Annotated in this window: 24 protein-coding genes; 13 read left to right on the forward strand and 11 right to left on the reverse strand. The window is 58.4% G+C overall.

Annotation, left to right across the window (positions count from 1 at the left end; genetic code table 11):
* Positions 1 to 41: 41 nt before the first annotated feature.
* The 7 genes from F8N43_RS22290 to F8N43_RS22320 form a co-directional block, all read right to left on the reverse strand.
* The gene (locus F8N43_RS22290; protein ID WP_150633559.1) at positions 42 to 320 is read right to left on the reverse strand and encodes a hypothetical protein; all 279 of its coding nucleotides are present in this window, start codon (positions 318 to 320) and stop codon (positions 42 to 44) included.
* Positions 321 to 557: 237 nt separating this feature from the next.
* Positions 558 to 830, reverse strand: coding sequence for a hypothetical protein (locus F8N43_RS22295; protein WP_150633558.1), 273 nt, complete (start codon positions 828 to 830; stop codon positions 558 to 560).
* Between the two features lie 200 nt (positions 831 to 1,030).
* The gene (locus tag F8N43_RS22300) at positions 1,031 to 3,841 is read right to left on the reverse strand and encodes an FAD-binding and (Fe-S)-binding domain-containing protein (RefSeq protein WP_150654386.1); all 2,811 of its coding nucleotides are present in this window, start codon (positions 3,839 to 3,841) and stop codon (positions 1,031 to 1,033) included.
* Positions 3,838 to 4,509, reverse strand: coding sequence for a LutC/YkgG family protein (locus tag F8N43_RS22305; RefSeq protein ID WP_150654387.1), 672 nt, complete (start codon positions 4,507 to 4,509; stop codon positions 3,838 to 3,840). The genes F8N43_RS22300 and F8N43_RS22305 overlap by 4 nt, the downstream gene beginning before the upstream one ends.
* Complete coding sequence (locus F8N43_RS22310; RefSeq protein WP_150654388.1) at positions 4,509 to 5,963, reverse strand: LutB/LldF family L-lactate oxidation iron-sulfur protein; 1,455 nt, start codon at positions 5,961 to 5,963, stop codon at positions 4,509 to 4,511. The genes F8N43_RS22305 and F8N43_RS22310 overlap by 1 nt, the downstream gene beginning before the upstream one ends.
* On the reverse strand, positions 5,960 to 6,784 hold the full coding sequence (locus F8N43_RS22315; RefSeq protein ID WP_150633554.1) for a (Fe-S)-binding protein: 825 nt from the start codon (positions 6,782 to 6,784) through the stop codon (positions 5,960 to 5,962). The genes F8N43_RS22310 and F8N43_RS22315 overlap by 4 nt, the downstream gene beginning before the upstream one ends.
* Before the next feature lie 151 nt (positions 6,785 to 6,935).
* Positions 6,936 to 8,630 (reverse strand): lactate permease LctP family transporter, encoded by a 1,695-nt coding sequence (locus F8N43_RS22320; RefSeq protein WP_150633553.1) that lies wholly within the window; start codon positions 8,628 to 8,630, stop codon positions 6,936 to 6,938.
* A 262-nt stretch (positions 8,631 to 8,892) separates the two neighbouring features.
* Here F8N43_RS22320 and F8N43_RS22325 point away from each other — a divergent pair, with 262 nt between their 5' ends.
* A complete protein-coding gene (locus F8N43_RS22325) occupies positions 8,893 to 9,660 on the forward strand; it encodes a GntR family transcriptional regulator (RefSeq protein WP_150639738.1) in 768 nt (255 codons plus the stop codon).
* A 141-nt stretch (positions 9,661 to 9,801) separates the two neighbouring features.
* On the opposite strand, the gene smpB is transcribed toward F8N43_RS22325, so the two are convergent.
* Positions 9,802 to 10,284, reverse strand: a complete 483-nt coding sequence (gene smpB, locus F8N43_RS22330) for an SsrA-binding protein SmpB (protein ID WP_131060797.1) — start codon at positions 10,282 to 10,284, stop codon at positions 9,802 to 9,804.
* Positions 10,285 to 10,402: 118 nt separating this feature from the next.
* Here smpB and F8N43_RS22335 point away from each other — a divergent pair, with 118 nt between their 5' ends.
* From F8N43_RS22335 to F8N43_RS22345, 3 genes are read left to right on the forward strand one after another with little or no spacing between them, the layout of a single operon-like run.
* Positions 10,403 to 11,806 carry a sodium-dependent transporter gene (locus F8N43_RS22335; protein WP_150633551.1) on the forward strand — a complete coding sequence of 468 codons (1,404 nt, stop codon included), beginning with the start codon at positions 10,403 to 10,405 and terminating at the stop codon, positions 11,804 to 11,806.
* Positions 11,807 to 11,813: 7 nt separating this feature from the next.
* Positions 11,814 to 12,248, forward strand: coding sequence for a type II toxin-antitoxin system RatA family toxin (locus F8N43_RS22340; RefSeq protein ID WP_150633550.1), 435 nt, complete (start codon positions 11,814 to 11,816; stop codon positions 12,246 to 12,248).
* Positions 12,241 to 12,555, forward strand: coding sequence for an RnfH family protein (locus F8N43_RS22345; RefSeq protein ID WP_150654389.1), 315 nt, complete (start codon positions 12,241 to 12,243; stop codon positions 12,553 to 12,555). The genes F8N43_RS22340 and F8N43_RS22345 overlap by 8 nt, the downstream gene beginning before the upstream one ends.
* Before the next feature lie 61 nt (positions 12,556 to 12,616).
* On the opposite strand, the gene F8N43_RS22350 is transcribed toward F8N43_RS22345, so the two are convergent.
* Positions 12,617 to 13,144, reverse strand: coding sequence for an outer membrane protein assembly factor BamE (locus F8N43_RS22350; RefSeq protein WP_150633548.1), 528 nt, complete (start codon positions 13,142 to 13,144; stop codon positions 12,617 to 12,619).
* Between the two features lie 97 nt (positions 13,145 to 13,241).
* Between F8N43_RS22350 and fur the strand changes: the two genes are divergently transcribed.
* Positions 13,242 to 13,646 carry a ferric iron uptake transcriptional regulator gene (gene fur / locus F8N43_RS22355; RefSeq protein ID WP_003197684.1) on the forward strand — a complete coding sequence of 135 codons (405 nt, stop codon included), beginning with the start codon at positions 13,242 to 13,244 and terminating at the stop codon, positions 13,644 to 13,646.
* A gap of 75 nt (positions 13,647 to 13,721) precedes the next feature.
* Here the strand turns inward: fur and recN are convergent, their stop codons facing one another.
* Complete coding sequence (gene recN / locus F8N43_RS22360) at positions 13,722 to 15,395, reverse strand: DNA repair protein RecN (protein ID WP_150633547.1); 1,674 nt, start codon at positions 15,393 to 15,395, stop codon at positions 13,722 to 13,724.
* 241 nt (positions 15,396 to 15,636) lie between these two features.
* Here recN and grpE point away from each other — a divergent pair, with 241 nt between their 5' ends.
* The 8 genes from grpE to F8N43_RS22400 all read left to right on the forward strand — a co-directional run bounded on the left by grpE (position 15,637) and on the right by F8N43_RS22400 (position 26,101).
* Positions 15,637 to 16,203, forward strand: a complete 567-nt coding sequence (gene grpE / locus F8N43_RS22365) for a nucleotide exchange factor GrpE (protein ID WP_017336461.1) — start codon at positions 15,637 to 15,639, stop codon at positions 16,201 to 16,203.
* 102 nt (positions 16,204 to 16,305) lie between these two features.
* Entirely contained in the window at positions 16,306 to 18,222 is a 1,917-nt protein-coding gene (dnaK, locus tag F8N43_RS22370; RefSeq protein ID WP_150633546.1) for a molecular chaperone DnaK, read from the forward strand.
* A gap of 297 nt (positions 18,223 to 18,519) precedes the next feature.
* The gene (gene dnaJ, locus F8N43_RS22375; RefSeq protein WP_084321840.1) at positions 18,520 to 19,644 is read left to right on the forward strand and encodes a molecular chaperone DnaJ; all 1,125 of its coding nucleotides are present in this window, start codon (positions 18,520 to 18,522) and stop codon (positions 19,642 to 19,644) included.
* Positions 19,645 to 19,653: 9 nt separating this feature from the next.
* The gene (gene dapB, locus F8N43_RS22380) at positions 19,654 to 20,460 is read left to right on the forward strand and encodes a 4-hydroxy-tetrahydrodipicolinate reductase (RefSeq protein ID WP_150654390.1); all 807 of its coding nucleotides are present in this window, start codon (positions 19,654 to 19,656) and stop codon (positions 20,458 to 20,460) included.
* A gap of 258 nt (positions 20,461 to 20,718) precedes the next feature.
* Entirely contained in the window at positions 20,719 to 21,855 is a 1,137-nt protein-coding gene (carA, locus tag F8N43_RS22385) for a glutamine-hydrolyzing carbamoyl-phosphate synthase small subunit (protein ID WP_150633544.1), read from the forward strand.
* 118 nt (positions 21,856 to 21,973) lie between these two features.
* On the forward strand, positions 21,974 to 25,195 hold the full coding sequence (carB, locus tag F8N43_RS22390) for a carbamoyl-phosphate synthase large subunit (protein ID WP_150639734.1): 3,222 nt from the start codon (positions 21,974 to 21,976) through the stop codon (positions 25,193 to 25,195).
* Positions 25,192 to 25,668, forward strand: a complete 477-nt coding sequence (gene greA / locus F8N43_RS22395; protein WP_150633542.1) for a transcription elongation factor GreA — start codon at positions 25,192 to 25,194, stop codon at positions 25,666 to 25,668. The genes carB and greA overlap by 4 nt, the downstream gene beginning before the upstream one ends.
* Positions 25,669 to 25,696: 28 nt before the next feature.
* Entirely contained in the window at positions 25,697 to 26,101 is a 405-nt protein-coding gene (locus F8N43_RS22400) for an MFS transporter (protein ID WP_150633541.1), read from the forward strand.
* 9 nt (positions 26,102 to 26,110) lie between these two features.
* On the opposite strand, the gene F8N43_RS22405 is transcribed toward F8N43_RS22400, so the two are convergent.
* Complete coding sequence (locus F8N43_RS22405; protein WP_007942889.1) at positions 26,111 to 26,419, reverse strand: YhbY family RNA-binding protein; 309 nt, start codon at positions 26,417 to 26,419, stop codon at positions 26,111 to 26,113.
* Positions 26,420 to 26,485 lie beyond the last annotated feature (66 nt).

Consider the following 26,485-nt stretch of genomic DNA (forward strand, 5'->3'; position numbering starts at 1 on the left):
ACGCAGCTCAGAAGGCCAACCCGAAGGTTGGCCACCACAAATTATGGGTTGGATTCGTTGCGCTGTTTGTCAGCGAGTGCCGATGCCTGGGTGGCCTCGGTGACGCATTTTTTGTCGTCCCCGGAAGCTTGGGACGCTTCGGCGCTGGACATCAGTCTTTTGACCTCCATTGCGGTGTTGCTGGAGCTCGCCGGCAGTGAATTCACTTTGCTTTTGAGCTCTTGCAGCTTGCTCGTACAAAGGTTGTTGTCCGCAGCAAAGACGGGAGAGGCCAACATTGCAGCAGAAATGAACAGACCAGCGAGTGCGGTACGTTTCATGGATATCTCCTTGAACTGATGGTCTCGGTGCTGCCGTATGAGCGTGCGGCTCGGCCGAGGTCGGAAAATAAGCCACGATTGATCAGGCCTACTTAAAAGACTACGGCGCTGCGCAGGAATTCGGTTTTCGCAAAAAAGGGTATAGGAAAATTTTTTAATAGAACCCAACCCCTGCAGCAACAAAACCCGCACTTGGCGGGTTTTGATGTGCTTCATATGGGGTGACGTCGGGCCGGGTTACTTCCCGCCTTTGTTCGCGTTCTTGATTTGCTGGATAGTCTGTTCGGTCTCGGCGATGCAATCATCAATCCCTTCCTTGGTGCCTTTTGCCTGATGGGCTTGGGCTTTCTTGACGCTGTCCATTACCTGATCAGCCATCTCCGGAGGAGTCTGTGCCTTGGCATTTTCAATGGTCTTCAGATTGCTCGCACAGAGGTCATCAGCGGCAAACGAGGGGGACGCCATCAGTGAGGCAGTAACGAACAAACCAAACAGTACAGAACGTTTCATGAGTATCTCCTTGAACTGAAGGTCCAGGTATCGCTGACCATCAGGACGGGCTGCCGAGTATGGGAAAGTCCCACGTTTGCGGGACTTGATCAGTGGACTGCGGCAACACGGCAGGGTTCTATTTTTCTACGATAGCGCTGTCGATTCCGGCAAGAAGCATTAAAAAGGCGCACAAATTCGCCTTCTTTGAGGTCTTGCTTTCAGGTCACCCTGGCCTTGGTAACGCGATCCACCAGATAGACTAGCCCGTGGTAGTCAATTCCGCCGTGTTGCGTCAGACCGATCTCACACGTGCGGCTGGTAGAAATCCCCTCACTGCATTGCCGAACCGCGTCCTTGAGCGTTCTTAACGAATGAGCGTTCAATTCCGGCGTAGTGAATCCCTTGTCCCCGGCAAATCCGCAACAGTGAATGCCCTCGGGAATGACCACGTTCTTGCTGCATTTACGCGCAAGATCGATCAGCGCCTGGCTTTCCCCCAGATGCTGAGTGCTGCACGTGACGTGCACCGCGATGGGCGCTTCCTGCGGCGTGAAGTCAAGACGATCCATCAAATGCGTACGGATGAAACGCACCGGGTCGTACAGGTCCAGTCGAACATCCCCCAGGTCCTGAACCAGTCGCAGAGTGCATGGGCTGGTGTCGCAGTAGATCGGATCGAGCCCGCCACGGCTGGCGTGCAGTAATGCGCCAATCAGTTCCTGGCGTTTGTGCTCGGCTTGTTCGGCGTAGCCCTTGGAGGCGAACGGCTGGCCGCAGCAGAGGCTGTCCTGATTGTCTGGAAAGACGACCTGGTAACCGGCTTTTTCCAGCAGTCCGCGGGTTTTGTCGTACAGCGACATTTGTTCTTTATCACCGGCTGCCGGGCCCATGACCCGCGACACGCAAGCCGCCAGATACACCACGCGAGGGCGCTCGTCCGACACGCTCGGGCTGAAGCGAATGGCTTTTTCCGGCTGCGGCATGGCGTTGGTCCATTGTGGGACTTGGCCCTTGGACAACTTCGTCAGCGTTGCCGAAAGCTTCGCCAGACGTGGCGCCCCCAGCAGCATCCGCGCGCCGTTGGCCACGTGCAGGGTGAAACGGGCGCCTTGCAGTGCGGTGGCGAAGTTGCCTTCCAGCCAATTGGCGGTTTTCGTATGCGTCGCGTTACGGCTGCGAAGCTTTTTCACCAGCTCGCCGGTGTTGATTCCTACAGGGCAACGTTGTGCGCACAACCCGGTCGCGGCGCAGGTGTCGATGCCTTGGTATTCGTAAGCGGCTTCGAGTTCAGTGGTGTCCACGCCGGCGCGTTTTTTTGCCTGAATGTCTCGCCAGATCACGATGCGCTGGCGCGGGCTCAGGGTCAGGCCTTTCGACGGGCAGACCGGCTCACAAAAGCCGCATTCGATGCACTTATCCACAATCTCGTCGGCGGCCGGCAACGGCTTCAGATGTTTGAGGTGGATCTGCGGATCGTCGCTGAGCACCACGTCCGGATTGAGAATGCCGTTGGGGTCGAGCAGGCGTTTGAGCTGCCACATCAACTGGTAGGCATCGCTGCCCCATTCCAGCTCAACGAACGGCGCCATGTTGCGACCGGTGCCATGCTCGGCTTTCAGCGAACCGCCGAACTCCACCGCGACCAACTGCGCCACGTCATCCATGAACGCCTGGTAGCGTGCGACTTCTTCCGGGTTGTTGAAGCCTTGGGTGAAGACAAAGTGCAGATTACCTTCCAGCGCGTGTCCGAAAAGGATCGCTTCGTCGTAGTGATGCCTGTCGAACAACTCGATCAGACGATTCACGCCGATGGCCAGTTGTTCCACCGGGAAGGTCACGTCTTCGATGATCACCGTAGTGCCGGTTTTACGCACCGCGCCGACCGCAGGAAAGGTGTCCTTGCGAATGGCCCAGAGGCGGGCGTTTTCGATCGGGTCTTCGGTGAAATCGACCTGTTTTTCCACCGGGAACGACGTCAGCGACGCCATGATGTGCGCCAGTTGCTCGTGCAGCAAAGTCGACGACGCGGCGCGGGATTCGATCAGCAGGGCGCAGGCATTGTTCGACAGATGCTGTACGAAATCCGGCATACCGGGTTTGTTCTGCACTGAGCGCAGGCTGCGACGGTCGAGCAGTTCCACGGCGGACACCGGTTGGCTTTTCAGCACGGTGACGGCGTTGCAGCAGGTTTCCACGTCCGGGAACACGATCAGCGCCGAGGCCTTGTTCGGATGGTCGATCACCGTGTCGTAGGTCACCGCGCTGATGAAGCCGAGCGTGCCTTCCGAACCTACGAGCAAGTGGCTCAAGATATCCACAGGCTCGTCGTAATCCACCAAGGCATTGAGTGACAGGCCGGTGGTATTTTTCAGACGGTATTTGTGGCGGATTTTTGCGGCTAATTCGGAATTGTCGCGGGTCTCGCGGCCCAGTGTTGCTAAACGCTCAAGCAACGCTGCGTGGCTTTCACGAAACGCCGCGACACTTGCCGCGTCTTCGGTGTCGAGACGGCTGCCGTCGGCGAGCACCAGGCGAATACCTGCCAGTGTGTGATAGGTGTTTTGCGCCGTGCCGCAGCACATGCCGCTGGCGTTGTTGGCGACGATACCGCCGATTTTGCAGGCGTTGATCGAGGCCGGGTCGGGCCCGATCTTGCGTCCGAACGGCGCCAGCCATGCGTTTGCCTGCGCGCCGATGACGCCGGGCTGCAAACGGATTTGCGTGCCTTGCCCGCGGATTTCGCGCCCGTTCCAGTTATCCCCAAGCACGATCAGCACCGAATCGCTGATGGCCTGGCCGGACAGGCTGGTGCCGGCGGCGCGGAAGGTCACTGGAACCTGATCCCGTTGCGCCAGTTTCAGCAGCGCCACCACTTCATCTTCAGACTCGACGCGGATCACCAGTTGCGGAATCAACCGGTAGAAACTGGCATCGGTGCCGAACGCCAACGTCGACAGCGGGTCATCGAACCGTCGTTCTTGGGGGATCAATTGCTGCGCATCTCGCAGGAAAGCCGCGGGTAGAGTCATTGGTCCTCCAGGATCAATACCACCAGATCTTTCGGGCCGTGGGCACCGTAAGCCAGGACTTGCTCGATGTCGGCCGTTTTCGAAGGGCCGGACACTAACAGCGCGTTGGTCGGCATGCCTTGCGCCCAGTTGAACTCCTGCTGCACCTGATAAAAGTTGTTGCGGATTTCACTGGCCTTGAGCAGGGCGAAATGCACCGGCGGCACCAGGCTCATGAGGCGTGGTTCTTCCCGCGTCGGCCAGAGAATCAGACTACCTGTGGCGGCGATTGCGCCGAGCGTGGTGGTGAGGCTGGCCGGGGTGTCGTTGAACAACTCGGCTTTCCACTCTTCCACCGGACGGTCGTATGACTTAAGCGTCGGCAAACCAGGATTATTCGCCCAGTGCTGAGAGACACGTTGACCGTGCGGCGTCGTCGGCGCGATCAACAGGCTCGGCAATTGGCGATCCCGCAGCAACTGAGCAAGCAACGAGGGCCAGGCTTCGGCGGACGTCAGGTGGATTTCCGTGTGCACCGCTTCCATCAGTTTGCGCAGCTGCGGGATGCGTTGCTCGGGCGCGTAGGTGTAGGGCGCTGTTACCAATTCGACGTCGAACTCGTCAGGCACGGGCGTGGTGCCGGTCAGACTTTTCCGTAACTTGGCGAGGATATTTTGCTTGGCGCTCATCAGCGATCTCCCTGTTTGGCCAGATGCTCGCGGGCCATGTCGTGCAGTGAGCGCGCGGCGGGTTTCGGGGCGCTGTGGTTCTGCGTCCACGGGCCGACGTTGCTCGGTGCGAGGGCGCGCAGGCGCGTGGCGACAAAGCCGAACAGCCGATACAGCGTTGGCGAGCTGTTGAGTTTCGCCCAGGCATTCCAGATAAAACGCTCCTTGCGCGAGTACTTGCTGCCCTGGCCGCGCATCACTTGATGCGGACTGTCCGGAGCTTTGACGTTCTCTTCCCGTAGGCGACGCAGCAATGCGGGGATAGGAATTTTTACCGGGCAGACTTCGCCGCAAGCACCACACAACGATGAGGCACTCGGGTGGTCCGGAACATTCGCCAGACCGACCATGTGCGGGGTGATGATTTTTCCGATAGGCCCAGGGTAAACCTCCCCATAGGCGTGACCGCCAATTCGAGTGTAGACCGGGCAATGATTCATACAGGCGCCGCAGCGAATGCAGTTCAGGGTCTGGCGCAATTCACTGTCGGCGAAGGCCTGGCTGCGACCGTTGTCCAGCAGCACCAGATGCACTTCCTGCGGACCGTCGAGTTCATGGGCCTTGCGCGGGCCGGAGATCATGTTGACGTAGGTGGTGATCGGCTGGCCGAGGGCCGAGCGGGTCAGCAGCGACAACAGCGGCACCACGTCACGCAGGTTTTCCACGACTTTTTCGATGCCGGTAACGGCGATGTGCACCGGCGGCACCGTAGTCGTCATGCGCCCGTTGCCTTCGTTTTCAACCAGCAGCAGGGTGCCGGTTTCGGCCACGGCGAAGTTGACGCCGGAAACGCCGATGTCCGCTTCGAAGAATTTCTGACGCAAGACTTTGCGACCGATCTGAATGAGTTGGTCAACGTCCTTGGTGTACTCCACGCCAAGTTTGTCGTGGAACAAGGACGCGACCTGACCGGCATTCTTGTGGATCGCCGGCATAATAATGTGTGAAGGCTTCTCGTGGTCGAGCTGGACGATGTACTCGCCCATGTCCGATTCCAGGCATTCAATGCCCCGATCAGCGAGGAAATGGTTCATCTCCATTTCTTCACTGACCATCGATTTGCCCTTGATCACTTGCCGCCCCTCGTGAGCGCGGATGATCGAGAGGACGATGCCATTGGCTTCGTCCACCGTTTCCGCCCAGTGCACTGTCACACCGTTGCGGGTCAGGTTCTGTTCAAGTTGCTCGAGCAGGTCGGGCAACTTCGATAGCGCACGGGCGCGGACAGCATTGCCGAGCGCTCGCAAATGTTCTCTTTCGTGGGCATCGCTGAAGGACGCTGCCCGTTTTGTCATCAGTGAGTCCATCGCAGTGCGAAAGTTGTTTCGCAGTTGCTTGTCACCCAACGCGTTGTGCGCACGGGCGCGGAAATCTTCTTCTACGGCAACCGTAGGAATAATCGCGGAAGCGTTCATTGAACACCTCCGGTTCGCTGCCAAAGGAAACTGGCCAGGTGTTGGCCGCGCAACGCTTCCTTCTGTTTTTCCAGCGAGCCGTTGATGTTCATCAGGCAACCGCAATCGGCACTGAGTACCTTGTGCGCACCGGATTCCTTCAACGCCCGGGTCTTGTCAGCCACCATCGCGCCAGAAATGTCTGGCATACGGACGCTGAAAGTCCCACCGAAGCCACAGCATTCACTTTCATGGCTGTGGTCGACTCGCTCCACATTCCCCAACTGCGCCAACAACTCGCGGCCGTGCAAGTGGGTGTTCATCTCGCGACGTGCCGAGCACGAGGTGTGCAGCGCCACTTTGACCGGTTCGCCGCTGTCCTTGAGCTGCACTTTGCAGACGAACAACAGGAATTCGGCCAACTCATAAGTCCGGGCTGCCAGCGCCTGAACCTGTTTCAGTGTTTGCGGCTCGTCCTTGAACAAGTCGGCATAGTGCTCGCGCAGCATGCCGGCACACGATCCCGACGGCACCACCACCGGGTAATCCCCGGCGAACAGCGCCAGTTGCGAGCGCGCCACGGTCCGGGCCTGATCGGTGTAACCGGAGGTGTAGGCCGGTTGCCCGCAGCAGCTCTGCCCTTGCGGGTACTCGACCCGAATGCCTTCGCGCTCCAACAAGTGGATCGCATCCATCCCGGCTTCGGGGTAGAACAAATCCACCACGCAGGTTCCGAACAGGTAGACCTGTTTCGGTTTTTCGCTGGGGTATTGCCGAGGCTCTGGCAGTGGCGGGGCGACGCGGGTCGCGTTCGGCACGGCGTTGTAAAAAAGCTCGCTCATCAGGCGTGTCTCCGGGTGGGCCCGGTTATCCGTCCGCTGAGGCTGCTGAATATAGTGAGTGATGCTTTCAGCAGCCTTACAGACCGGGTTGTGAATAGCTGACGCCGGAATCGTGGTCCGGCGTCGGTTTTTTCGATGCTGCTTGTAGGTCTTAGTGCACCAGCATGCCGGTGAGCCAGTAGGCCTGGACGTAGGTGATCAGGCCGACGATCGTTGCAAAGAACAGGCTGTGCTTGAGGGTGAAGCGGAACAGATCCGATTCCTTGCCCACCAGGCCGGTCGCGGCGCAGGCCACGGCGATCGATTGCGGCGAGATCATCTTGCCGGTCACACCGCCACTGGTGTTTGCCGCTACCAGCAGCACATCGCTGACGCCGATCTGGTGTGCGGTGGTCGCTTGCAACGAACTGAACAGCGCGTTGGACGACGTGTCGGAACCGGTCAGGAACACGCCCAGCCAGCCGAGGAACGGCGAGAAGAATGGGAATGCCGCGCCGGTGCCAGCCAATACCAGCGCCATGGTCGAAGACATGCCCGAGTAGTTGGTGACGAAGGCAAATGCCAAGACCATGCCGATGGACAGAATCGGCCAGCGCAGTTCGTAGAAGGTCTCTTTCAAAGTGGTCAGACCAGTTTTGATATTGATCTTCAGCACCAGCATCGAGATCAGTGCGGAGAAGAAAATCGCCGTGCCGGTCGCGGAAATAGGATCGAGTTTGAACACCGCCGGGATGGCGGTCGGCGCGGTCACGATCGGTGCGACCTTGATCACCATCTGGTCCAGGTGCGGGATGGCGAAGTTGAACACCCAGCTGTACATCGAACCGCCGGCAGCGAACATGGCTTTGAACGGTTTCAGGGTCCAGATGGTGACCAGCACCGTGAGAATCAGGAACGGCGACCAGGCTTTGATGATTTCGAACAGGCTGTAAGGCGACGCCACGCTGGTGCGCGGCTGGCCGAAACCACCGGCGCTGGCAGTTACCACCGAGGCCGAGACGGCACCGGCGATGTGTTGGCCGGCGGCGCGTTTTGGCTGCCAGACTTTCAGGAACAGCGTCAGGGAAATCAGGCTGGCCAGGGCCGAGGTGATGTCCGGCAGTTCAGGGCCGATGAAGTTCGACGTGAAGTATTGGGTGATGGCGAAGCTCAAGCCGGCCACCAGCGCAGCAGGCCAGGTCTCACGAACGCCGCGCAGGCCGTCCATCATGAACACCAGCCAGAACGGCACGAACAGCGACAGCAGCGGCAGTTGGCGGCCGGTCATGGCGCCGATCTTGAACGCGTCGATACCGGTCACTTGGCCGGCCACGATGATCGGAATCCCCAGTGCACCGAACGCCACTGGCGCGGTGTTGGCAATCAGGCACAGGCCCGCTGCGTACAGTGGGTTGAAGCCAAGTCCTACGAGCAGTGCGGCGGTAATCGCTACCGGCGCACCGAAACCGGCTGCACCTTCAAGGAATGCACCGAAGCAGAAGCCGATCAGCAACACCTGCAAACGCTGGTCGTCGGTAATCGACAGGACGGAGCTGCGAATCACTTCGAACTGACCGCTCTTGACCGTCAGCTTGTAGAGGAACACGGCGGCGACGATGATCCACGCAATCGGCCACAGGCCGTAAGCGAAGCCGTACCCGGCGGCGGCGAACGCCATGTCGACCGGCATCTGGAAGGCGAAGATGGCCACGGCGATGGACAGCGCCAGCGTAATGCTGCCGGCCACGTGCCCTTTTAGCCGGAACACGGCCAGCGCCAGGAAGAAAAACACGATGGGGATTACGGCCGCGAGCGCGGAAAAGCCGAGGCTGCCGAGCGGGGTATAGAGCTGTTGCCAGGTTTGCATATGGGGTGGCCCCTAATTGTTGTTGGTCAGGCACTGATCAGCGTTCTTGGGTAATTGGTAATACCAATTTACAATCGCTGTTCGCTAGGGTAAAAGCCTTGTAGGCGGCGTGTCAATTTGTCGCCCTAAAACTTTTGTCGAACATGCGCCGTGGCGCGTGCTTGATCCGCTCGAACAAATGCCGTCTGGTAGGTGCTGGCACAGCGCTGATAGGCCAGAATAGAGAGCCCGGCGAGCCGTCGGGGTCGTGGAGAATTGAGTTATGGGGTTTGATCAAATTCGTCAGCGCCGTTTGTCTGACGATATTGTCGAGCAGCTCGAGGGGATGATCCTCGAGGGAACGCTGAAGGCGGGTGAGCGCTTGCCGGCCGAGCGTGCGCTGGCTGAGCAGTTCGGCGTATCACGCCCTTCGTTGCGCGAAGCGATTCAAAAACTGGCGGCCAAGGGCTTGCTGGTCAGTCGCCAGGGGGGCGGCAACTATGTGGTGGAGTCGCTGGGCACAACCTTCAGTGATCCGCTGCTTCATCTGCTTGAAAGCAACCCCGAGGCTCAGCGCGATCTGCTGGAATTTCGCCATACCCTGGAAGCCTCCTGCGCCTATTACGCGGCATTGCGGGCGACAGATGTCGATCGCGAGCGACTGACTGCAGCCTTCAATGAATTGCAGGACTGCTACACCCGTCACGATGAAGTGAGTCGGGCGGAAGAGGGCGCGGCGGATGCGAAGTTTCACCTGGCCATCGCCGAAGCCAGTCACAACGCGGTATTGCTGCACACCATTCGCGGGCTGTTCGATTTGCTCAAGCGCAACGTGGTGACCAACATTGGCGGCATGTACAAACAGCGCACGGAAACCCGCGACATGCTGATTACGCAGCACCGGGAGTTGTACATGGCGATTATTGAGGGAAGGGCGGAGCAGGCGCGGGAGGTGTCCAGTCGACACATTTTGTATGTGCAGGAAGTGCTGGAAGAGGTGCGTCAGGAAGTGCAGCGCATGGCTCGGGCGGAACGGCGCAAAGGGATGTAGTCAGTGAGGTTTTTGGTGTTGGTTTGATCGCAATCGCCAGCAAGCCGGTTCCTACAGATCCAGTTCGCCACAAAATCCAGTGGCGAGCCGCAAAAACTGTAGGAGCCGGCTTGCCGGCGATTGCGCTCCCAAGGAAAGGAATTACTCTTCCTTGCCCTTGTTGCGCACCGCTCGCTGCAGCTCGCGACCGGCGTCGCGTTCGCGTTCGGTATCACGCTTGTCGTATTCCTTCTTGCCCTTGCCCAGAGCGATCTCGCACTTGACCATGTGCTTGCTCCAGTACCAGGACAGGCACACGCAGGCGTAACCCTTTTGTTGCACGGCGGCGGCCAGCTTTTCCAGCTCGCGGCGGTTGAGCAGCAATTTTCGGGTGCGGGTCGGATCAGCGATGACGTGAGTGCTCGCGGTCATCAGCGGCGTAATGTGGCTGCCAAGCAGCCAGGCTTCGCCATCCTTGAGCAGCACGTAACTGTCAACCAGTTGCAGCTTGCTTGCCCGCAGACTTTTTACTTCCCAGCCGGCCAGGACCAGACCAGCCTCGAACCGATGTTCGATGAAGTAATCGTGTCGCGCCTTTTTATTTTGCGCGATGGTCCCTGTTGGGTGTTTCTTCTGTTTAGCCATAGGGGCGGCATTATAGGGAGTTGCACGCGAGTCGGCTACGGTGATGCTGCGTGCTTGAGCAGGTTGATTGAATCCCGGACAATGCGCCCTCTTTTTTCAATGCTTGGACGTGGTAACGATGTCGACAGACAAGGTTTCTGTCCACGGCAGTTGGGCTAGCCGCTGGGTCTTCATACTCGCCGCGACCGGTTCGGCCGTGGGCCTGGGTAGCATCTGGAAGTTCCCGTACATGGTCGGCGTTTACGGCGGCGGTGCGTTTGTACTGATGTTCCTGGCGTGTATCGCACTGATTGGTGTGCCGGTCATGCTGGCGGAGACCCTGATCGGTCGTCGCGCCCGGCAAAGTCCGGCCAATGCCTTGAAGGTATTGGCGCTGGAGGCCGGGCATTCGGGCAAGTGGTCCTGGGGCGCATTTGCCGGGATGATCACGGCGTTGCTGATTCTGTCTTTCTATAGTGTCGTCGGCGGGTGGTCGCTGGATTACATCATCGACATGGGGCGCGGCGACTTTCAGGGGGTGACCCCAGATCAGGTCGGTGCGTACTTTGGCAAGGTGATTGCTGATCCATGGCGCCTGACACTTTGGCATACGATTTTTATGCTGCTGTCAGCCGTCGTCATCGCCAGAGGTGTCGTCGCCGGCCTTGAGCGCAGCCTGCGCATCATGATGCCGCTGCTGTTTGTGATGATTCTGGTGCTGCTGGGTTACAGCATGACCACCGGCCATTTCATGGAAGGCGTGCATTTCATGTTCGACTTCCATCCGGAAAAGGTCCTCGACGGCTTGTTGCCGGCCATGGGGCACGCGTTCTTTTCCCTTAGCGTAGGCGTTGGTTCGATCATGATCTACGGCGCCTACATGCCGAAACACTCGTCAATCTCTGGCACAGTTGTTGGCGTCGCGCTGCTCGATACCTTTGTTTCGCTGGTAGCGGGTCTGGCATTGTTTCCGATTGTGTTCGCCGCCGGCCTGAATCCGAGCGAAGGCCCTGGCCTGATGTTTGTCAGCCTGCCGTTTGCCTTTGGTAACGTAGTCTTCGGCCAGTTGATGGGGGTAGTGTTCTTCGTCCTGGTCGCGATTGCCGCCTGGAGTTCGGCTATTTCACTGCTCGAACCGATGGTGGCTTACTTGGTTGAGCGCACTAAAGTCAGTCGCGCGTGGGTGACTTTCTGGCTGGCATTCACCTGCTGGTTCGTGGGGCTGGGCACGGTGTTTTCCTTCAATATCTGGAAGGAAGCCAAATTTTTCGTGAACGAAGGCGGGATGTTCCATCTCTATCAATGGGGCGCGGCCGGCGGTCTGGATTTCTTTGGCGTGATCGATTTCTTCACCTCGCGGATCATGTTGCCACTCGGTGGTTTGTGTTTCGTGGTGTTTGCGGGCTGGGTGATGGGGCGTGATGCGGTGCGCGACGAGTTGTCGATCCGCAGCCCCAAGCTGTTCCATCTGTCCCTATTTTTGATGCGCTATGTGGCGCCCATCGGCATTCTTGTAGTGTTTGCCGCCCAGCTGTGGAAGTGACGCTGACATGACGACACACATTCAACGTTCGGCTCTGCTGCCGTATCCGGCGCAAGCGCTGTATGACCTGGTCAATGACGTGGCACGTTACCCGGAGTTTTTACCCTGGTGCTCGTCGGCCGAAGTCCTGGAAAGTTCGCCCGAGCACATGCGGGCCAGCGTTGGTGTGGCCAAGGGCGGGCTTAGTCAGCATTTCGTGACGCGCAACACTCTGGTTCCGGGGCAATCGATCGAGATGAACCTCGAGGAGGGCCCGTTCACTCAGTTGCATGGCATCTGGGTGTTCAAGGCGCTGACCGATAAAGCCTGCAAGATAAGCCTGGACCTTTCGTTCGATTATGCGGGGCCGATTGTTCGAGCGACCTTGGGGCCGTTGTTTAATCAGGCGGCCAATACACTGGTCGATGCGTTCTGCCAGCGCGCCAAACAGATGCATGGTTAAGCCCGTGATCGAAGTCGAGGTGGTGTATGCCGCCGTTGATCGTCAGGTGCTTCGCTGTGTGACGGTGCCCGCAGGCACAACAGTGAGGGCCGCGCTGCTTGATTCGGGAGTAGGCGAAGAGTTTCCAGAGCTGGATCTGGGTGATTGTCCTGTCGGGATATTCGGCAAGGTGATCGCTGATCCAGACACTCATCAGGTTCGGGCAGGGGATCGTATTGAGATTTATCGTCCTTTGCTGGCTGATCCGAAAGAGGTTCGCCGGTTGCGCGCGGCCAAGGCTGCCGAGGCAAAAGCGCGAAATCAGTGACCTGATTAAATGCCAGACAATAAAAAACCCGGACATTCCGGGTTTTTTATTGCGTCGCAAATTATTGCGGCGAGGTTTCCAACGGTTCTGGCGTCGGGACTGGAACGGTTTCTACGCCGTCCACATCCTTCTGGATCTGATCCAGCAACGAACCTGGCTTGACCGGTTTTTCCGGTTTCGGCTTCTCGGCGTTTTCAGCAGGTGCGGTCACGTTAGTGCCACTGTCCTTGCCGAGAATGGCTTCGTCCCGGCTCACGCCTGGCATGAAATCACCTGAGAGGCTGACAAGTTGATCATTTGGGTTGAAGATAACGCTAATGCGTTCCTGTTGGCGTTCACCGCCACCCGGTTGCAGGCTGTACAGATAATCCCAGCGATCGGCATGGAACGTGTCGGTCAGCAGAGGGTTACCCATGATAAACCGTACTTGCCGGCGGGTCATTCCCGGGCGTAACTGGTCTATCATGTCCTGCGTGACGACATTGCCCTGCTGGATGTCGATTTTGTAAACCCCGGGGAATGAACAACCGGCGAGTGCGAGCAGTCCCACAAAGGTGAAACTGGTTAGCAAGAGCTTGGTGTTTTGCATCGGTGGGCGACTTCCACTATCTTGGCTGGGACAACGTAAACGCCGATCATACCCGCATTAAGAGAAGCTGCGAAGCAGCATCGCGAGAAAGCTGACCATGGTTGAAAATAGCGAACTACGCAAAGCCGGCCTCAAAGTGACCCTTCCACGGGTCAAGATTCTGCAAATGCTCGATTCCGCCGAGCAACGCCACATGAGTGCCGAGGATGTATACAAGGCGCTGATGGAGGCTGGTGAGGACGTCGGTCTGGCCACGGTTTACCGTGTACTGACTCAGTTCGAGGCAGCTGGCCTTGTGGTGCGGCACAACTTCGACGGAGGCCATGCGGTCTTCGAGCTGGACGATGGCAAGCATCACGACCATATGGTCAACGTCGAGACCAGTGAGGTGATCGAATTCTTCGACGAAGAAATCGAGCGTCTGCAGAAAGCCATCGTCGACAAGTATGGCTTCGAGATGGTTGATCACAATCTTGTGCTGTACGTACGCAAGAAAAAGTAAGCATGTCGCGCGAACTTCAGGTTCGCGAAACGAGCGAAGGCGACCCCAGGGTCGCCTTCGTGCTTTCTGCCGTTCCTAAATTTTTGCGGTAACGACCATTTTTTTCGCGTGGGCCAGGGATTCCTTGGTCAGGTCGATGCCGCCCAGCATCCGTGCAACTTCTTCGACACGATCATTCTTGCTGAGCTTGGAGACGGCCGTGTGGGTCGCATCCTCGCCACGCACCTTGTGCACAAACAGATGCTGATGCCCTTGCGCCGCCACTTGCGGCAAGTGAGTCACCGTCAGTACCTGTCCGCGTTCACCGAGGCGGCGCAGTAACTGACCGACAATCTCGGCCGTCGGGCCGCCAATGCCTACGTCCACTTCGTCGAACACCAGGGTGGGCACGCGCGAGGTTTGTGCGGTGATCACCTGAATCGCAAGGCTGATCCGCGACAGCTCACCCCCCGAGGCTACTTTGGCCAAGGCTTTCAAGGGTTGGCCGGGGTTGGCGCTGACCAGCAGTTCTACCTGTTCGAGCCCGTTAGGCAGCAACTCATCACTGCTGTTGGGGCGCAGCTCGATGGTGAAACGACCGCCAGGCATGCCCAGGCGCTGGATTTCCTGTTCCACGGCACTGGCCAGGCTGCTGGAGGCTTGGTGGCGCAAATCGCTCAGTTCCCGTGCCTTCTCCTGATAGTGGCGGGCATAGGACGCCAGCTCATCGCTTAGTCGTTCGATGGATTCATCATTGGCGTTCAGGGTTTCGATTTCATCCAGCAAGCGCTGCTGCATCTCCGCGACCTCGGTCGGCTGGATGCGGTGTTTGCGCGCCATGGTGTAGATCGCATCGAGGCGTTCTTCGAGGTACTGCAGGCGCGCCGGGTCGGCATCGAAGTTATCGAGAAAGCGATTGAGCTCACCCACGGCCTCTTCAACCTGGATCTGCGCACTGGTCAGCAAGCTGCTGGCTTCGCCCAGCGCACCAATGGAGTTGTTCACACTCGACAGGCGATTGAGGCTGGCGGTCAGGGCATTCAGCACATTGCCGGAATCACTTTCGCTGCACTGTTCGACCACTTGTCGGCAGATGCCCAGCAAGGTTTCGGCATTGGTCAGGTTCTTGTGTTCCTGTTCCAACTGCTCCAATTCGTTTTCGCCGAGGCCGAGGTTTTCCAGCTCTTCGAGTTGATAGCTGAGCAATTGATGGCGCGCGCGCTGCTCATCGCCAGAGTTGGACAGGCGCTCCAGCTCCTGACGGGTCTGGCGCCAGCGTTGGGCGGCCAATTGCACCTGGCGGGCAAGGTCGGTGGCGCCGGCGTATTCGTCGAGCAGGCGGCGGTGAGTGTCGGTCTTGAGCAGGGATTGGTGCTCGTGCTGGCTGTGGATATCGATCAGCAACTCGCCCAGGGCCTTGAGATCGCCGAGCGGACAGGGGGTGCCATTGATATAGCCGCGAGAACGCCCTTCAGCGGTAATCACCCGGCGCAGGATGCACGGGCCGTCGCTTTCAAGGTCGCGCTCGGCAAGCCAGGCGCTGGCCTCGGGAATATCGACCAGGTCGAAGGTGGCCAGGATGTCAGCCTTGTCGGCGCCGGGACGGACCACGCCACTGTCGGCGCGATCGCCCAGGGTCAGGCCGAGGGCGTCGAGCATGATCGACTTGCCGGCGCCGGTTTCCCCTGTGATCACACTCATCCCGCGATCGAGTTCGAGATCGAGATGTTCAACGATGGCGTAATTGTGTACGGACAGGTGCACCAGCATAAAGGCCGCTCCCAAGCTTTAGGTCTGGTTATTTATACAGTGTTTTCTTTGCGGCTGACAATGCCCTCGCTTAGCTCGATTGGCTTGATCCGACGAAATCGTTAGCGTGTCGAGGAATGACAATGCAGCTGTTTTTTGTAGGGTTAATCACAACCAACCCCTTGAAGCTGATTTTTGCGGCCCCATATAGCTGGGCAGAAGCGCGAGTTGAGCTCGCGGACGATATTGAAAGGAGAAATCTATGGCTGACGAACAGACAGTGGATACGCAAAATCAAGATGCCAACCAGGGCTCCGCTGCGTCGGGTGAAGACCTCGCGGCTCGTGTACAAGTGCTCGAAGAGCAACTGGCAGGCGCGCAGGATCAGGCTTTGCGTGTTGCCGCCGATCTGCAGAACGTCCGCCGTCGCGCCGAGCAGGATGTAGAAAAAGCGCACAAATTCGCCCTGGAAAAATTTGCAGGCGATTTGCTGCCGATCATCGACAGCCTGGAGCGTGGTCTGGAGTTGTCCAACCCGGACGACGAAAGCATCCGCCCAATGCGCGAAGGCATCGAGCTGACCCTGAAAATGTTCCAGGACACCCTGAAGCGTTATCAGCTGGAAGCGATCGATCCGCATGGCGAACCGTTCAATGCCGTTCTTCACCAGGCAATGGCCATGCAGGAAAGCGCTGACGTCGAACCGAACAGTGTGCTCAAGGTGTTCCAGAAGGGCTATCAGCTCAATGGTCGTCTGCTGCGCCCGGCCATGGTCGTGGTCAGCAAGGCCCCGGCACCTGTTTCGCCTTCTATTGACGAGCAGGCTTGAAATTAGCCGCAAGGCCCCCATTTAGAAGTCAAGCGTTTAAGTGCTACCGCAGTTAGCCACCACTGCTGCGGCAACCAAATCCAAAGTTTCGGGAGAGTTAACATGGGCAAAATTATCGGTATCGACCTGGGGACTACCAACTCCTGCGTCTCCGTGCTTGAAAACGGCGTAGCCAAAGTTATTGAAAACGCTGAAGGCGCGCGTACCACGCCGTCGATCATCGCTTACGCCAACGACGGCGAAATCCTCGTTGGTCAGTCGGCCAAGCGTCAGGCAGTGACCAATCCGCACAACACCCTGTATGCGGTGAAGCGTCTGATTGGTCGTAAGTTCGACGAAGAAGTCGTACAGAAAGACATCAAGATGGTCCCTTACAAAATCGCCAAGGCTGATAACGGCGACGCATGGGTAGAAGTGAACGGCCAGAAAATGTCGCCGCCACAGATCTCGGCTGAAATTCTGAAGAAAATGAAGAAGACCGCCGAAGACTACCTCGGCGAGCCAGTGACCGAAGCGGTGATCACCGTTCCGGCCTACTTCAACGACAGCCAGCGCCAGGCGACCAAAGACGCCGGCCGCATCGCGGGCCTGGACGTTAAACGTATCATCAACGAACCAACCGCAGCCGCTCTGGCTTACGGTATGGACAAGGCGAAAGGCGATCACACCGTGATCGTTTACGACCTGGGCGGCGGTACTTTCGACGTTTCCGTGATCGAGATCGCTGAAGTCGATGGCGAGCACCAGTTCGAAGTATTGGCCACCAACGGTGACACGTTCCTGGGCGGTGAAGACTTTGACATTCGTCTGATCGACTACCTCGTCGACGAATTCAAGAAAGAAAGCGGCATGAACCTCAAAGGTGACCCGCTGGCGATGCAGCGCCTGAAAGAAGCCGCTGAGAAAGCCAAGATCGAACTGTCTTCGAGCAATTCGACCGATGTGAATCTGCCGTACATCACTGCAGACGCCACCGGTCCTAAGCACTTGAACGTGAAAATCTCCCGCGCCAAGCTGGAAGCGCTGGTAGAAGACCTGGTTCAACGCACCATCGAACCTTGCCGCATCGCTCTGAAAGACTCCGGCATCGACGTTGGCGCCATCAACGACGTGATCCTGGTCGGCGGTCAGACCCGTATGCCACTGGTTCAGAAGCTGGTGACCGAGTTCTTCGGTAAAGAAGCGCGTAAAGACGTGAACCCGGACGAAGCCGTTGCCATGGGTGCTGCTATCCAGGGCGCCGTATTGGCCGGTGACGTGAAAGACGTTCTGCTGCTCGACGTCAGCCCGCTGACCCTGGGTATCGAAACCATGGGTGGCGTGATGACCGCGCTGATCGAGAAAAACACCACGATTCCTACCAAGAAATCGCAAGTGTTCTCGACTGCCGACGACAACCAGGGCGCCGTGACCATTCACGTGCTGCAAGGCGAGCGTAAGCAAGCTTCCCAGAACAAGTCCCTGGGCAAGTTCGACCTGGCCGAGATTCCACCAGCACCACGTGGCGTGCCACAAATCGAAGTGACCTTCGACATCGACGCCAACGGCATCCTGCACGTAGGCGCCAAAGACAAGGCCACCGGCAAGGCTCAATCGATCGTGATCAAGGCTAACTCCGGTTTGTCTGATGAAGAGATCGAGAAAATGATTCGCGACGCTGAAGCGAACTCCGAGGAAGACCGCAAGTTCGAAGAGCTGGCCGCTGCTCGCAACCAGGGCGATGCGCTGGTTCACTCGACTCGCAAAATGGTCGCAGACGCTGGCGATAAAGTGACTGCTGAAGAGAAGACTGCAATCGAAGCGGCAGTGGTTGCCCTGGAAGCCGCCGTTAAAGGCGACGACAAGGCTGCCATCGAAGCGAAGGTTGAAGAGCTGTCGAAAGTCTCCGCTCCAGTGGCGCAGAAGATGTACGCCGAACAGGCCCAGCCTGCTGAAGGCGCTGCACCGCACGACGAAAAAGCTGAAAAGGCTGACGACGTTGTCGATGCCGAGTTCGAAGAAGTCAAAGACCACAAGTAAGTTAGTGGTCGCCCGGTTGACTGCCTTGAGGCGGTGACTGGTAGGATGTCGCCGCGCGGGAGCTTGCTCCCGCGTTGGCGTGTCTGGAGTACACGAATTTTTACAGCATGCGACAGCGTTCGTGTGTTGGCGGTATGGCCGAAGATGCTCCTGCTTTTCGAGTCGAAAGTACTGCAATGAATCAAAGACCAGGATCGTTGAATTGACGTGAGTTGGGTCCGGGCCTGTATTGGGGCTCAACGAGTTTGGCGAGGCTCAGGAGGGGTTTGCCGAACGTCCTTAAGAGTGCAAAGACTTATGGCAAAGCGTGACTATTACGAAGTATTGGGTGTTGAGCGTGGTTCTAGCGAAGCAGACCTGAAAAAGGCCTACCGTCGCCTGGCGATGAAACACCACCCGGACCGTAATCCCGATGACAAAGCGTCGGAAGAAATGTTCAAAGAGGCCAACGAGGCCTATGAAGTGCTGTCCGATTCCAGCAAACGCGCGGCGTACGACCAGTATGGTCATGCCGGCGTCGACCCAAGCATGGGCGGCGGCGGTGCCGGGTTTGGTGGGCAGAACTTCTCCGACATCTTTGGCGATGTCTTCAGTGACTTCTTCGGTGGCGGTCGCGGCGGTGCTCGTGGCGGCGCTCAGCGCGGCAGCGACCTGCGCTACACCTTGGAACTGAATCTGGAAGAAGCGGTACGCGGCACCACCGTGAATATTCGCGTTCCGACACTGGTCAACTGCAAGCCGTGCGATGGCTCGGGTGCCAAGAAAGGCTCCTCGCCGGTCACCTGCCCGACGTGCGGCGGTATCGGTCAGGTCCGCATGCAACAAGGTTTCTTCTCGGTGCAGCAAACCTGCCCGCGCTGCCATGGTCAGGGCAAGATCATTTCTGATCCATGCACCTCCTGCAATGGTGACGGTCGCGTTGAAGAATACAAAACCCTTTCCGTAAAAGTGCCGGCCGGTGTCGACACCGGTGACCGCATTCGCTTGTCCGGCGAAGGCGAGGCGGGCGCCCAGGGTGGCCCGACGGGCGACCTGTACGTGGTGATCAATGTGCGCGAGCACGCAATCTTCCAGCGCGACGGCAAGCACCTGTTCTGCGAAGTGCCGATCAGCTTCGTCGATGCGGCGCTGGGCGGCGAGCTGGAGATTCCGACCCTTGATGGTCGGGTCAAACTGAAAATCCCCGAGGGGACTCAGACCGGCAAGCAGTTCCGCGTTCGCGGCAAAGGCGTTGCGCCCGTGCGTGGCGGCGGTGCTGGCGACTTGATGTGCCGTGTGGCAGTGGAAACCCCGGTCAATCTGGGTCGTCGTCAGCGCGAATTGCTGGAAGAGTTCCGTAGTTCGCTGGCAGACGACAATAGCCATTCGCCGAAAACCACCGGTTGGTTCGAAGGCGTGAAGCGCTTCTTCGGCGATCTGTAAGGAGTGAGCATGCGACGTATAGCTGTGATGGGCGCTGCTGGCCGCATGGGCAAAATCCTGGTCGAAGCCGTGCAGCAGCGTGCACCGTTGACCGGCCTGACAGCCGCCATCGTGCGCCCCGGCAGCACGCTGATCGGCGTTGATGCCGGTGAGCTGGCTTCGTTAGGGCGTATCGGCGTGCCGCTCTCCAGTCATGTGGACGCGGTGGCTGAAGAATTCGATGTGTTGATCGATTTCACGCTCCCGGAAGTCATGCTGAAAAACCTGGCGTTCTGTCGTAAGGCAGGCAAGGCCATGGTGATCGGTACGACCGGGCTGGACGCTGCGCAGAAGCAATTGCTGGTCGAGGCGGGCAAGGACATTCCTATCGTGTTCGCGGCCAATTTCAGCGTCGGCGTGAACCTGTCGCTGAAGCTGCTCGATATGGCTGCTCGCGTGCTGGGTGATGAGGCGGATATCGAAATCATCGAGGCTCATCATCGGCACAAGATCGACGCGCCTTCAGGCACGGCCCTGCGCATGGGTGAAGTGATTGCCAGCGCGCTGGATCGTGACCTGCAGAAGGTCGCGGTCTACGGGCGTGAAGGTCACACCGGTGCGCGTGAGCGTGAAACGATCGGTTTTGCCACTGTGCGCGGCGGTGATGTGGTGGGTGATCACACCGTGCTGTTCGCCTGTGAGGGCGAGCGCCTGGAAATCACGCACAAGGCGTCGAGTCGTATGACTTTCGCCAAGGGTGCTGTGCGTGCGGCGTTGTGGCTGGAGGGTCGCGAGCCGGGCCTCTACGACATGCAAGACGTGCTCGACCTGCGTTAAGATGCAGCCGAAACCGGGTTCCAGCATTGTGTTTGGGCCCGGTTTTATTACGCCAAGCGACGTCCTGTCGCATTCTCCGGCCTTTAAGGCTCATTGGCGGTAGACCAAAAATGCCTTTTTCTGTAAGCTACAGCTTTAGTGTGTTCACTAAAAGCGCGCAGAATAATTCAGTGAATGAGCGGGGTGACGTGTCCATACGTCACTCCGCTTTTTTACACCTGCGATCGCCCTTTCAGGCTTTATTTACGGGAGGTCTTCTTGACTAAGCCAGCCATACTCGCCCTTGCTGATGGCAGCATTTTTCGCGGCGAAGCCATTGGAGCCGACGGTCAAACCGTTGGTGAGGTGGTGTTTAACACCGCAATGACCGGCTATCAGGAAATCCTTACCGATCCTTCCTACGCCCAACAGATCGTTACCCTGACTTACCCGCACATCGGCAACACCGGCACCACGCCGGAAGACGCCGAGTCCGATCGCGTCTGGTCCGCTGGCCTGGTCATCCGTGACCTGCCACTGGTTGCGAGCAACTGGCGTAACACGATGTCCCTGTCTGACTACCTGAAAGCCAACAACGTTGTGGCCATCGCCGGTATCGACACCCGCCGCCTGACACGCATCCTGCGTGAAAAAGGTGCGCAGAACGGCTGCATCATGGCCGGTGACAACATTTCCGAAGAAGCGGCCATCGCTGCTGCTCAGGGCTTTCCTGGCCTCAAAGGCATGGACCTGGCGAAAGTCGTCAGCACCAAGGAAACCTACGAGTGGCGCTCGACTGTCTGGGACTTGAAAACCGACAGCCACGCGACCATCGAAGCCTCCGAGCTGCCGTACCACGTGGTTGCCTACGACTACGGCGTCAAGCTGAACATCCTGCGCATGCTGGTCGAGCGCGGTTGCCGCGTAACCGTGGTGCCGGCGCAAACGCCTGCCGCTGACGTGCTGGCGATGAAACCGGACGGTGTGTTCCTGTCCAACGGCCCTGGTGATCCGGAGCCTTGCGACTACGCGATCCAGGCGATCAAGGATGTGCTGGAAACCGAGATTCCGGTATTCGGCATCTGCCTCGGTCACCAACTGTTGGCCCTGGCTTCCGGCGCCAAGACCCTGAAAATGGGCCATGGCCACCATGGTGCCAACCACCCGGTTCAGGATCTGGACAGTGGCGTGGTGATGATCACCAGCCAGAACCACGGTTTTGCGGTAGACGAAGCGACCCTGCCAGCCAACGTTCGCGCGATTCACAAATCGCTGTTTGACGGCACCCTGCAAGGCATCGAGCGTACCGACAAGAGCGCCTTCAGCTTCCAGGGTCACCCGGAAGCCAGCCCTGGCCCGAACGACGTAGCGCCTCTGTTCGATCGCTTCATCAACGAAATGGCCAAGCGACGCTGATCGCTAGCCTTGATGCAGCAAAGCTTGAGGGCGGTCCCGACAACGGCGACCCCCTCAAGGCTTCACAGATTGAACAAGACGGCTTGCCGACTGACCTGCGGATTTGAGTGACAAACCCATGCCAAAACGTACAGACATTAAAAGCATCCTGATTCTCGGCGCTGGCCCGATCGTTATCGGCCAGGCCTGCGAATTCGACTACTCCGGCGCCCAGGCCTGCAAAGCCCTGCGCGAGGAGGGTTACCGCGTCATCCTGGTGAACTCTAACCCAGCGACCATCATGACCGACCCGGACATGGCCGACGCCACCTACATCGAGCCGATCAAATGGCAGACCGTTGCCAAGATCATCGAGAAAGAGCGTCCGGACGCGCTGCTGCCAACCATGGGCGGCCAGACCGCGCTGAACTGCGCACTGGACCTGGAGCGCGAAGGCGTCCTGGAGAAATTCGGCGTAGAGATGATCGGCGCCAATGCCGACACCATCGACAAGGCTGAAGACCGTTCGCGCTTCGACAAGGCGATGAAATCCATTGGCCTGGACTGCCCGCGTTCGGGTATCGCCCACAGCATGGAAGAAGCCAACGCAGTGCTCGAGAAGCTTGGCTTCCCGTGCATCATCCGTCCGTCCTTCACCATGGGTGGCACCGGTGGCGGTATCGCTTACAACCGTGAAGAGTTCGAAGAAATCTGCGCCCGCGGCCTGGACCTGTCGCCGACCAAAGAGCTGCTGATTGACGAATCCCTGATCGGCTGGAAAGAGTACGAGATGGAGGTTGTCCGCGATAAGAAGGACAACTGCATCATCGTCTGCTCCATTGAAAACTTTGACCCGATGGGCGTGCACACCGGTGACTCGATCACCGTTGCTCCGGCACAGACCCTGACGGACAAGGAATACCAGATCATGCGTAACGCCTCCCTGGCGGTACTGCGCGAGATCGGCGTGGAAACCGGCGGCTCCAACGTCCAGTTCGGCATCTGCCCGGACACTGGCCGCATGGTGGTCATCGAGATGAACCCGCGGGTATCCCGTTCTTCGGCGCTGGCCTCGAAAGCCACTGGTTTCCCGATTGCGCGTATCGCTGCCAAGCTGGCGATCGGCTACACCCTGGACGAACTGCAGAACGAAATCACCGGCGGCGCTACGCCTGCATCCTTCGAGCCGTCCATCGACTACGTCGTGACCAAGCTGCCACGCTTCGCCTTCGAGAAATTCCCGAAAGCCGACGCACGCCTGACCACTCAAATGAAGTCGGTCGGTGAAGTCATGGCCATCGGCCGGACCTTCCAGGAATCCCTGCAGAAAGCCCTGCGCGGTCTGGAAGTGGGCGTTTGTGGCCTGGACGAGAAGCTCGACCTGAGCAACCCGGAAAGCATGAGCATCCTCAAGCGCGAACTGACCGTGCCGGGTGCCGAGCGTATCTGGTACGTGGCTGACGCGTTCCGCGCCGGCCTGTCGGTCGAAGACATCTTCGGCATGAACATGATCGACCCGTGGTTCCTGGTGCAGATCGAAGATCTGATCAAGGAAGAAGAGAAGGTCAAGACCCTGGGTCTGGCCAGCATCGACAAAGACATGATGTTCCGCCTCAAGCGCAAGGGCTTCTCCGACATGCGTCTGGCCAAGCTGCTGGGCGTGACCGAGAAAAACCTGCGTCGTCACCGTCACAAGCTGGAGATCTTCCCGGTCTACAAGCGCGTTGACACCTGCGCAGCCGAGTTCGCCACCGACACCGCCTACATGTACTCGACTTACGAGGAAGAGTGCGAAGCCGCGCCGTCGGGCCGCGACAAGATCATGATCCTCGGCGGCGGTCCTAACCGTATCGGCCAAGGCATCGAGTTCGACTACTGCTGCGTGCACGCGGCATTGGCTCTGCGCGAAGACGGTTACGAGACCATCATGGTCAACTGCAACCCGGAAACCGTTTCCACCGACTACGACACCTCCGATCGCCTGTACTTCGAACCAGTGACCCTGGAAGACGTGCTGGAAATCTGCCGCGTCGAGAAGCCAAAAGGCGTGATCGTCCAGTACGGCGGCCAGACCCCGCTGAAACTGGCGCGTGCCCTGGAAGAAGCCGGCGTGCCGATCATCGGCACCAGCCCTGACGCCATCGACCGTGCCGAAGACCGTGAGCGCTTCCAGCAGATGGTTGAGCGTCTGAACCTGCGTCAGCCGCCAAACGCCACTGTGCGCAGCGAAGACGAAGCGATTCGTGCCGCGGCCAAGATCGGTTACCCGCTGGTGGTTCGTCCGTCCTACGTACTGGGCGGCCGTGCGATGGAAATCGTCTACGAAGAAGAAGAGCTCAAGCGCTATCTGCGCGACGCAGTGAAAGTTTCCAACGACAGCCCGGTGCTGCTCGACCACTTCCTCAACTGCGCCATCGAAATGGACGTGGATGCAGTTTGCGACGGCACCGACGTGGTGATCGGCGCGATCATGCAGCACATCGAGCAGGCCGGTGTTCACTCCGGTGACTCCGCGTGCTCCCTGCCGCCGTACTCGCTGCCTGCCCACATCCAGGACGAGATGCGCGAACAGGTCAAGAAAATGGCCCTGGAACTGGGCGTAGTCGGCCTGATGAACGTTCAGTTGGCGCTGCAAGGCGAAGACATCTACGTCATCGAAGTCAACCCGCGCGCTTCCCGTACCGTACCGTTCGTGTCGAAGTGCATCGGTGTTTCCCTGGCCATGATCGCGGCTCGCGTGATGGCCGGTAAAACCCTGAAGGAAATCGGCTTCACCAAAGAAATCATTCCGAACTTCTACAGCGTGAAAGAGGCGGTGTTCCCGTTCGCCAAATTCCCTGGTGTGGACCCTATCCTTGGCCCAGAGATGAAGTCCACGGGTGAAGTAATGGGCGTGGGCGACACCTTCGGCGAAGCGTTCGCCAAGGCCCAGATGGGCGCCAGCGAAGTGCTGCCGACCGGCGGTACCGCGTTCATCAGTGTGCGTGACGATGACAAACCGCTGGTTGCAGGCGTGGCCCGTGATCTGATCAACTTGGGCTTCGAAGTGGTTGCCACTGCCGGTACTGCCAAACTGATCGAAGCCGCAGGCCTGAAAGTGCGTCGTGTGAACAAAGTGACTGAGGGTCGTCCGCACGTGGTCGACATGATCAAGAATGACGAAGTCACCCTGATCATCAACACCACCGAAGGTCGCCAGTCGATTGCTGACTCGTACTCCATTCGTCGTAATGCCTTGCAGCACAAGATCTATTGCACCACCACCATTGCTGCTGGCGAAGCCATCTGCGAAGCGCTGAAGTTTGGTCCCGAGAAGACCGTGCGCCGCTTGCAGGATCTACACGCAGGATTGAAGGCATGATCAAGTACCCAATGACCGTCCAGGGCGCGAAAGCCCTGGAAGAAGAACACGCTCACCTGACCAAGGTCGTCCGTCCGAAGCTCAGCCAGGACATCGGCACGGCCCGCGAGTTGGGTGACTTGAAGGAAAACGCCGAATACCACGCTGCTCGCGAGCAGCAAGGTATGGTTGAGGCGCGGATTCGTGACATCGAAGGCCGGATTCAGAATCAGGTCATCATCGACGTCACGACCATTCCCCACACCGGCAAAGTGATTTTCGGCACTACCGTTGAAATCGCTAACGTCGAGACGGATGAGCGCGTTACTTACCACATCGTGGGTGAGGATGAGGCTGACTTCAAACTCGGCAAGATTTCGGTAGGTTCGCCATTGGCCCGTGCCTTGATTGCCAAGGAAGAGGGTGATGTGGTTGCCGTGAAAACGCCGGGTGGCGTTATCGAGTACGAGATTGTCGAAGTCCGCCACATCTAAACGCAGGCACCCGCTTCGTGCGGGTGCCATGCTTTGGCAGTTGACTCAGATGTTGTGGGTAGGCGGCCTGTGGCTGTTACACATTGGTCTGCTGCCGGTGTTGGGCCAAATTGGCCTGGCGCCGCTGCTGATCGACGAAATTGCAGGCATGCTGAATGCGCTGATGGTGGGTTTCGCCTCGGCGTGTGTCATTTTTCAGGCTTTGGTGCTGGTTCAGGCCGAGGGCCTTGTCAGTCTATGGCGCGATATTCGCGGGCAGTTGCTGATGATGGCGCTGTATGCGTGCGCGATGTTTTTCGCGGTTCGTGTCGGCTGGCCGGATGCGGTGCGTTGGCAGGTGTTCAGCTATCTTGTTCTGGGTTTTTCCGGGCTGGTGCTGGTTTTGCAACCGGTGCCAGGATGGAGCGGCAGGGTGCGCGAAGCACACCCTTGACCCTTGTCATCACTTGAAGCGATGCACGTTCGACAGCTGCTTGTTGACGCTGAAGTTCTTGCGGTAAATCAGAGCCATCTTGCCGATGACTTGAACCAGATCCGCTTTGCCGACCTTGCAGAGTTCAGCAATGGACGCCAGTCGCGATTCGCGATCGAGGATGTTGAGCTTGATTTTGATCAGCTCGTGATCCGCCAAAGCGCGTTCAAGTTCGGCTAACACACCTTCAGTCAAACCGTTGTCAGCCACAATCAAAACTGGTTTCAGATGGTGGCCAATGGATTTGTACTGTTTCTTCTGCTCTTGAGTGAGCGGCATAATCTGACCCTTTAGTCTGGATTCTGTAAAATGGCGGCCATTTTACCCGAGGGTTCGTGGATCCGC

Source organism: Pseudomonas fluorescens (assembly GCF_902498065.1).
GTDB classification, from domain to species: Bacteria; Pseudomonadota; Gammaproteobacteria; order Pseudomonadales; family Pseudomonadaceae; genus Aquipseudomonas; species Aquipseudomonas fluorescens_BJ.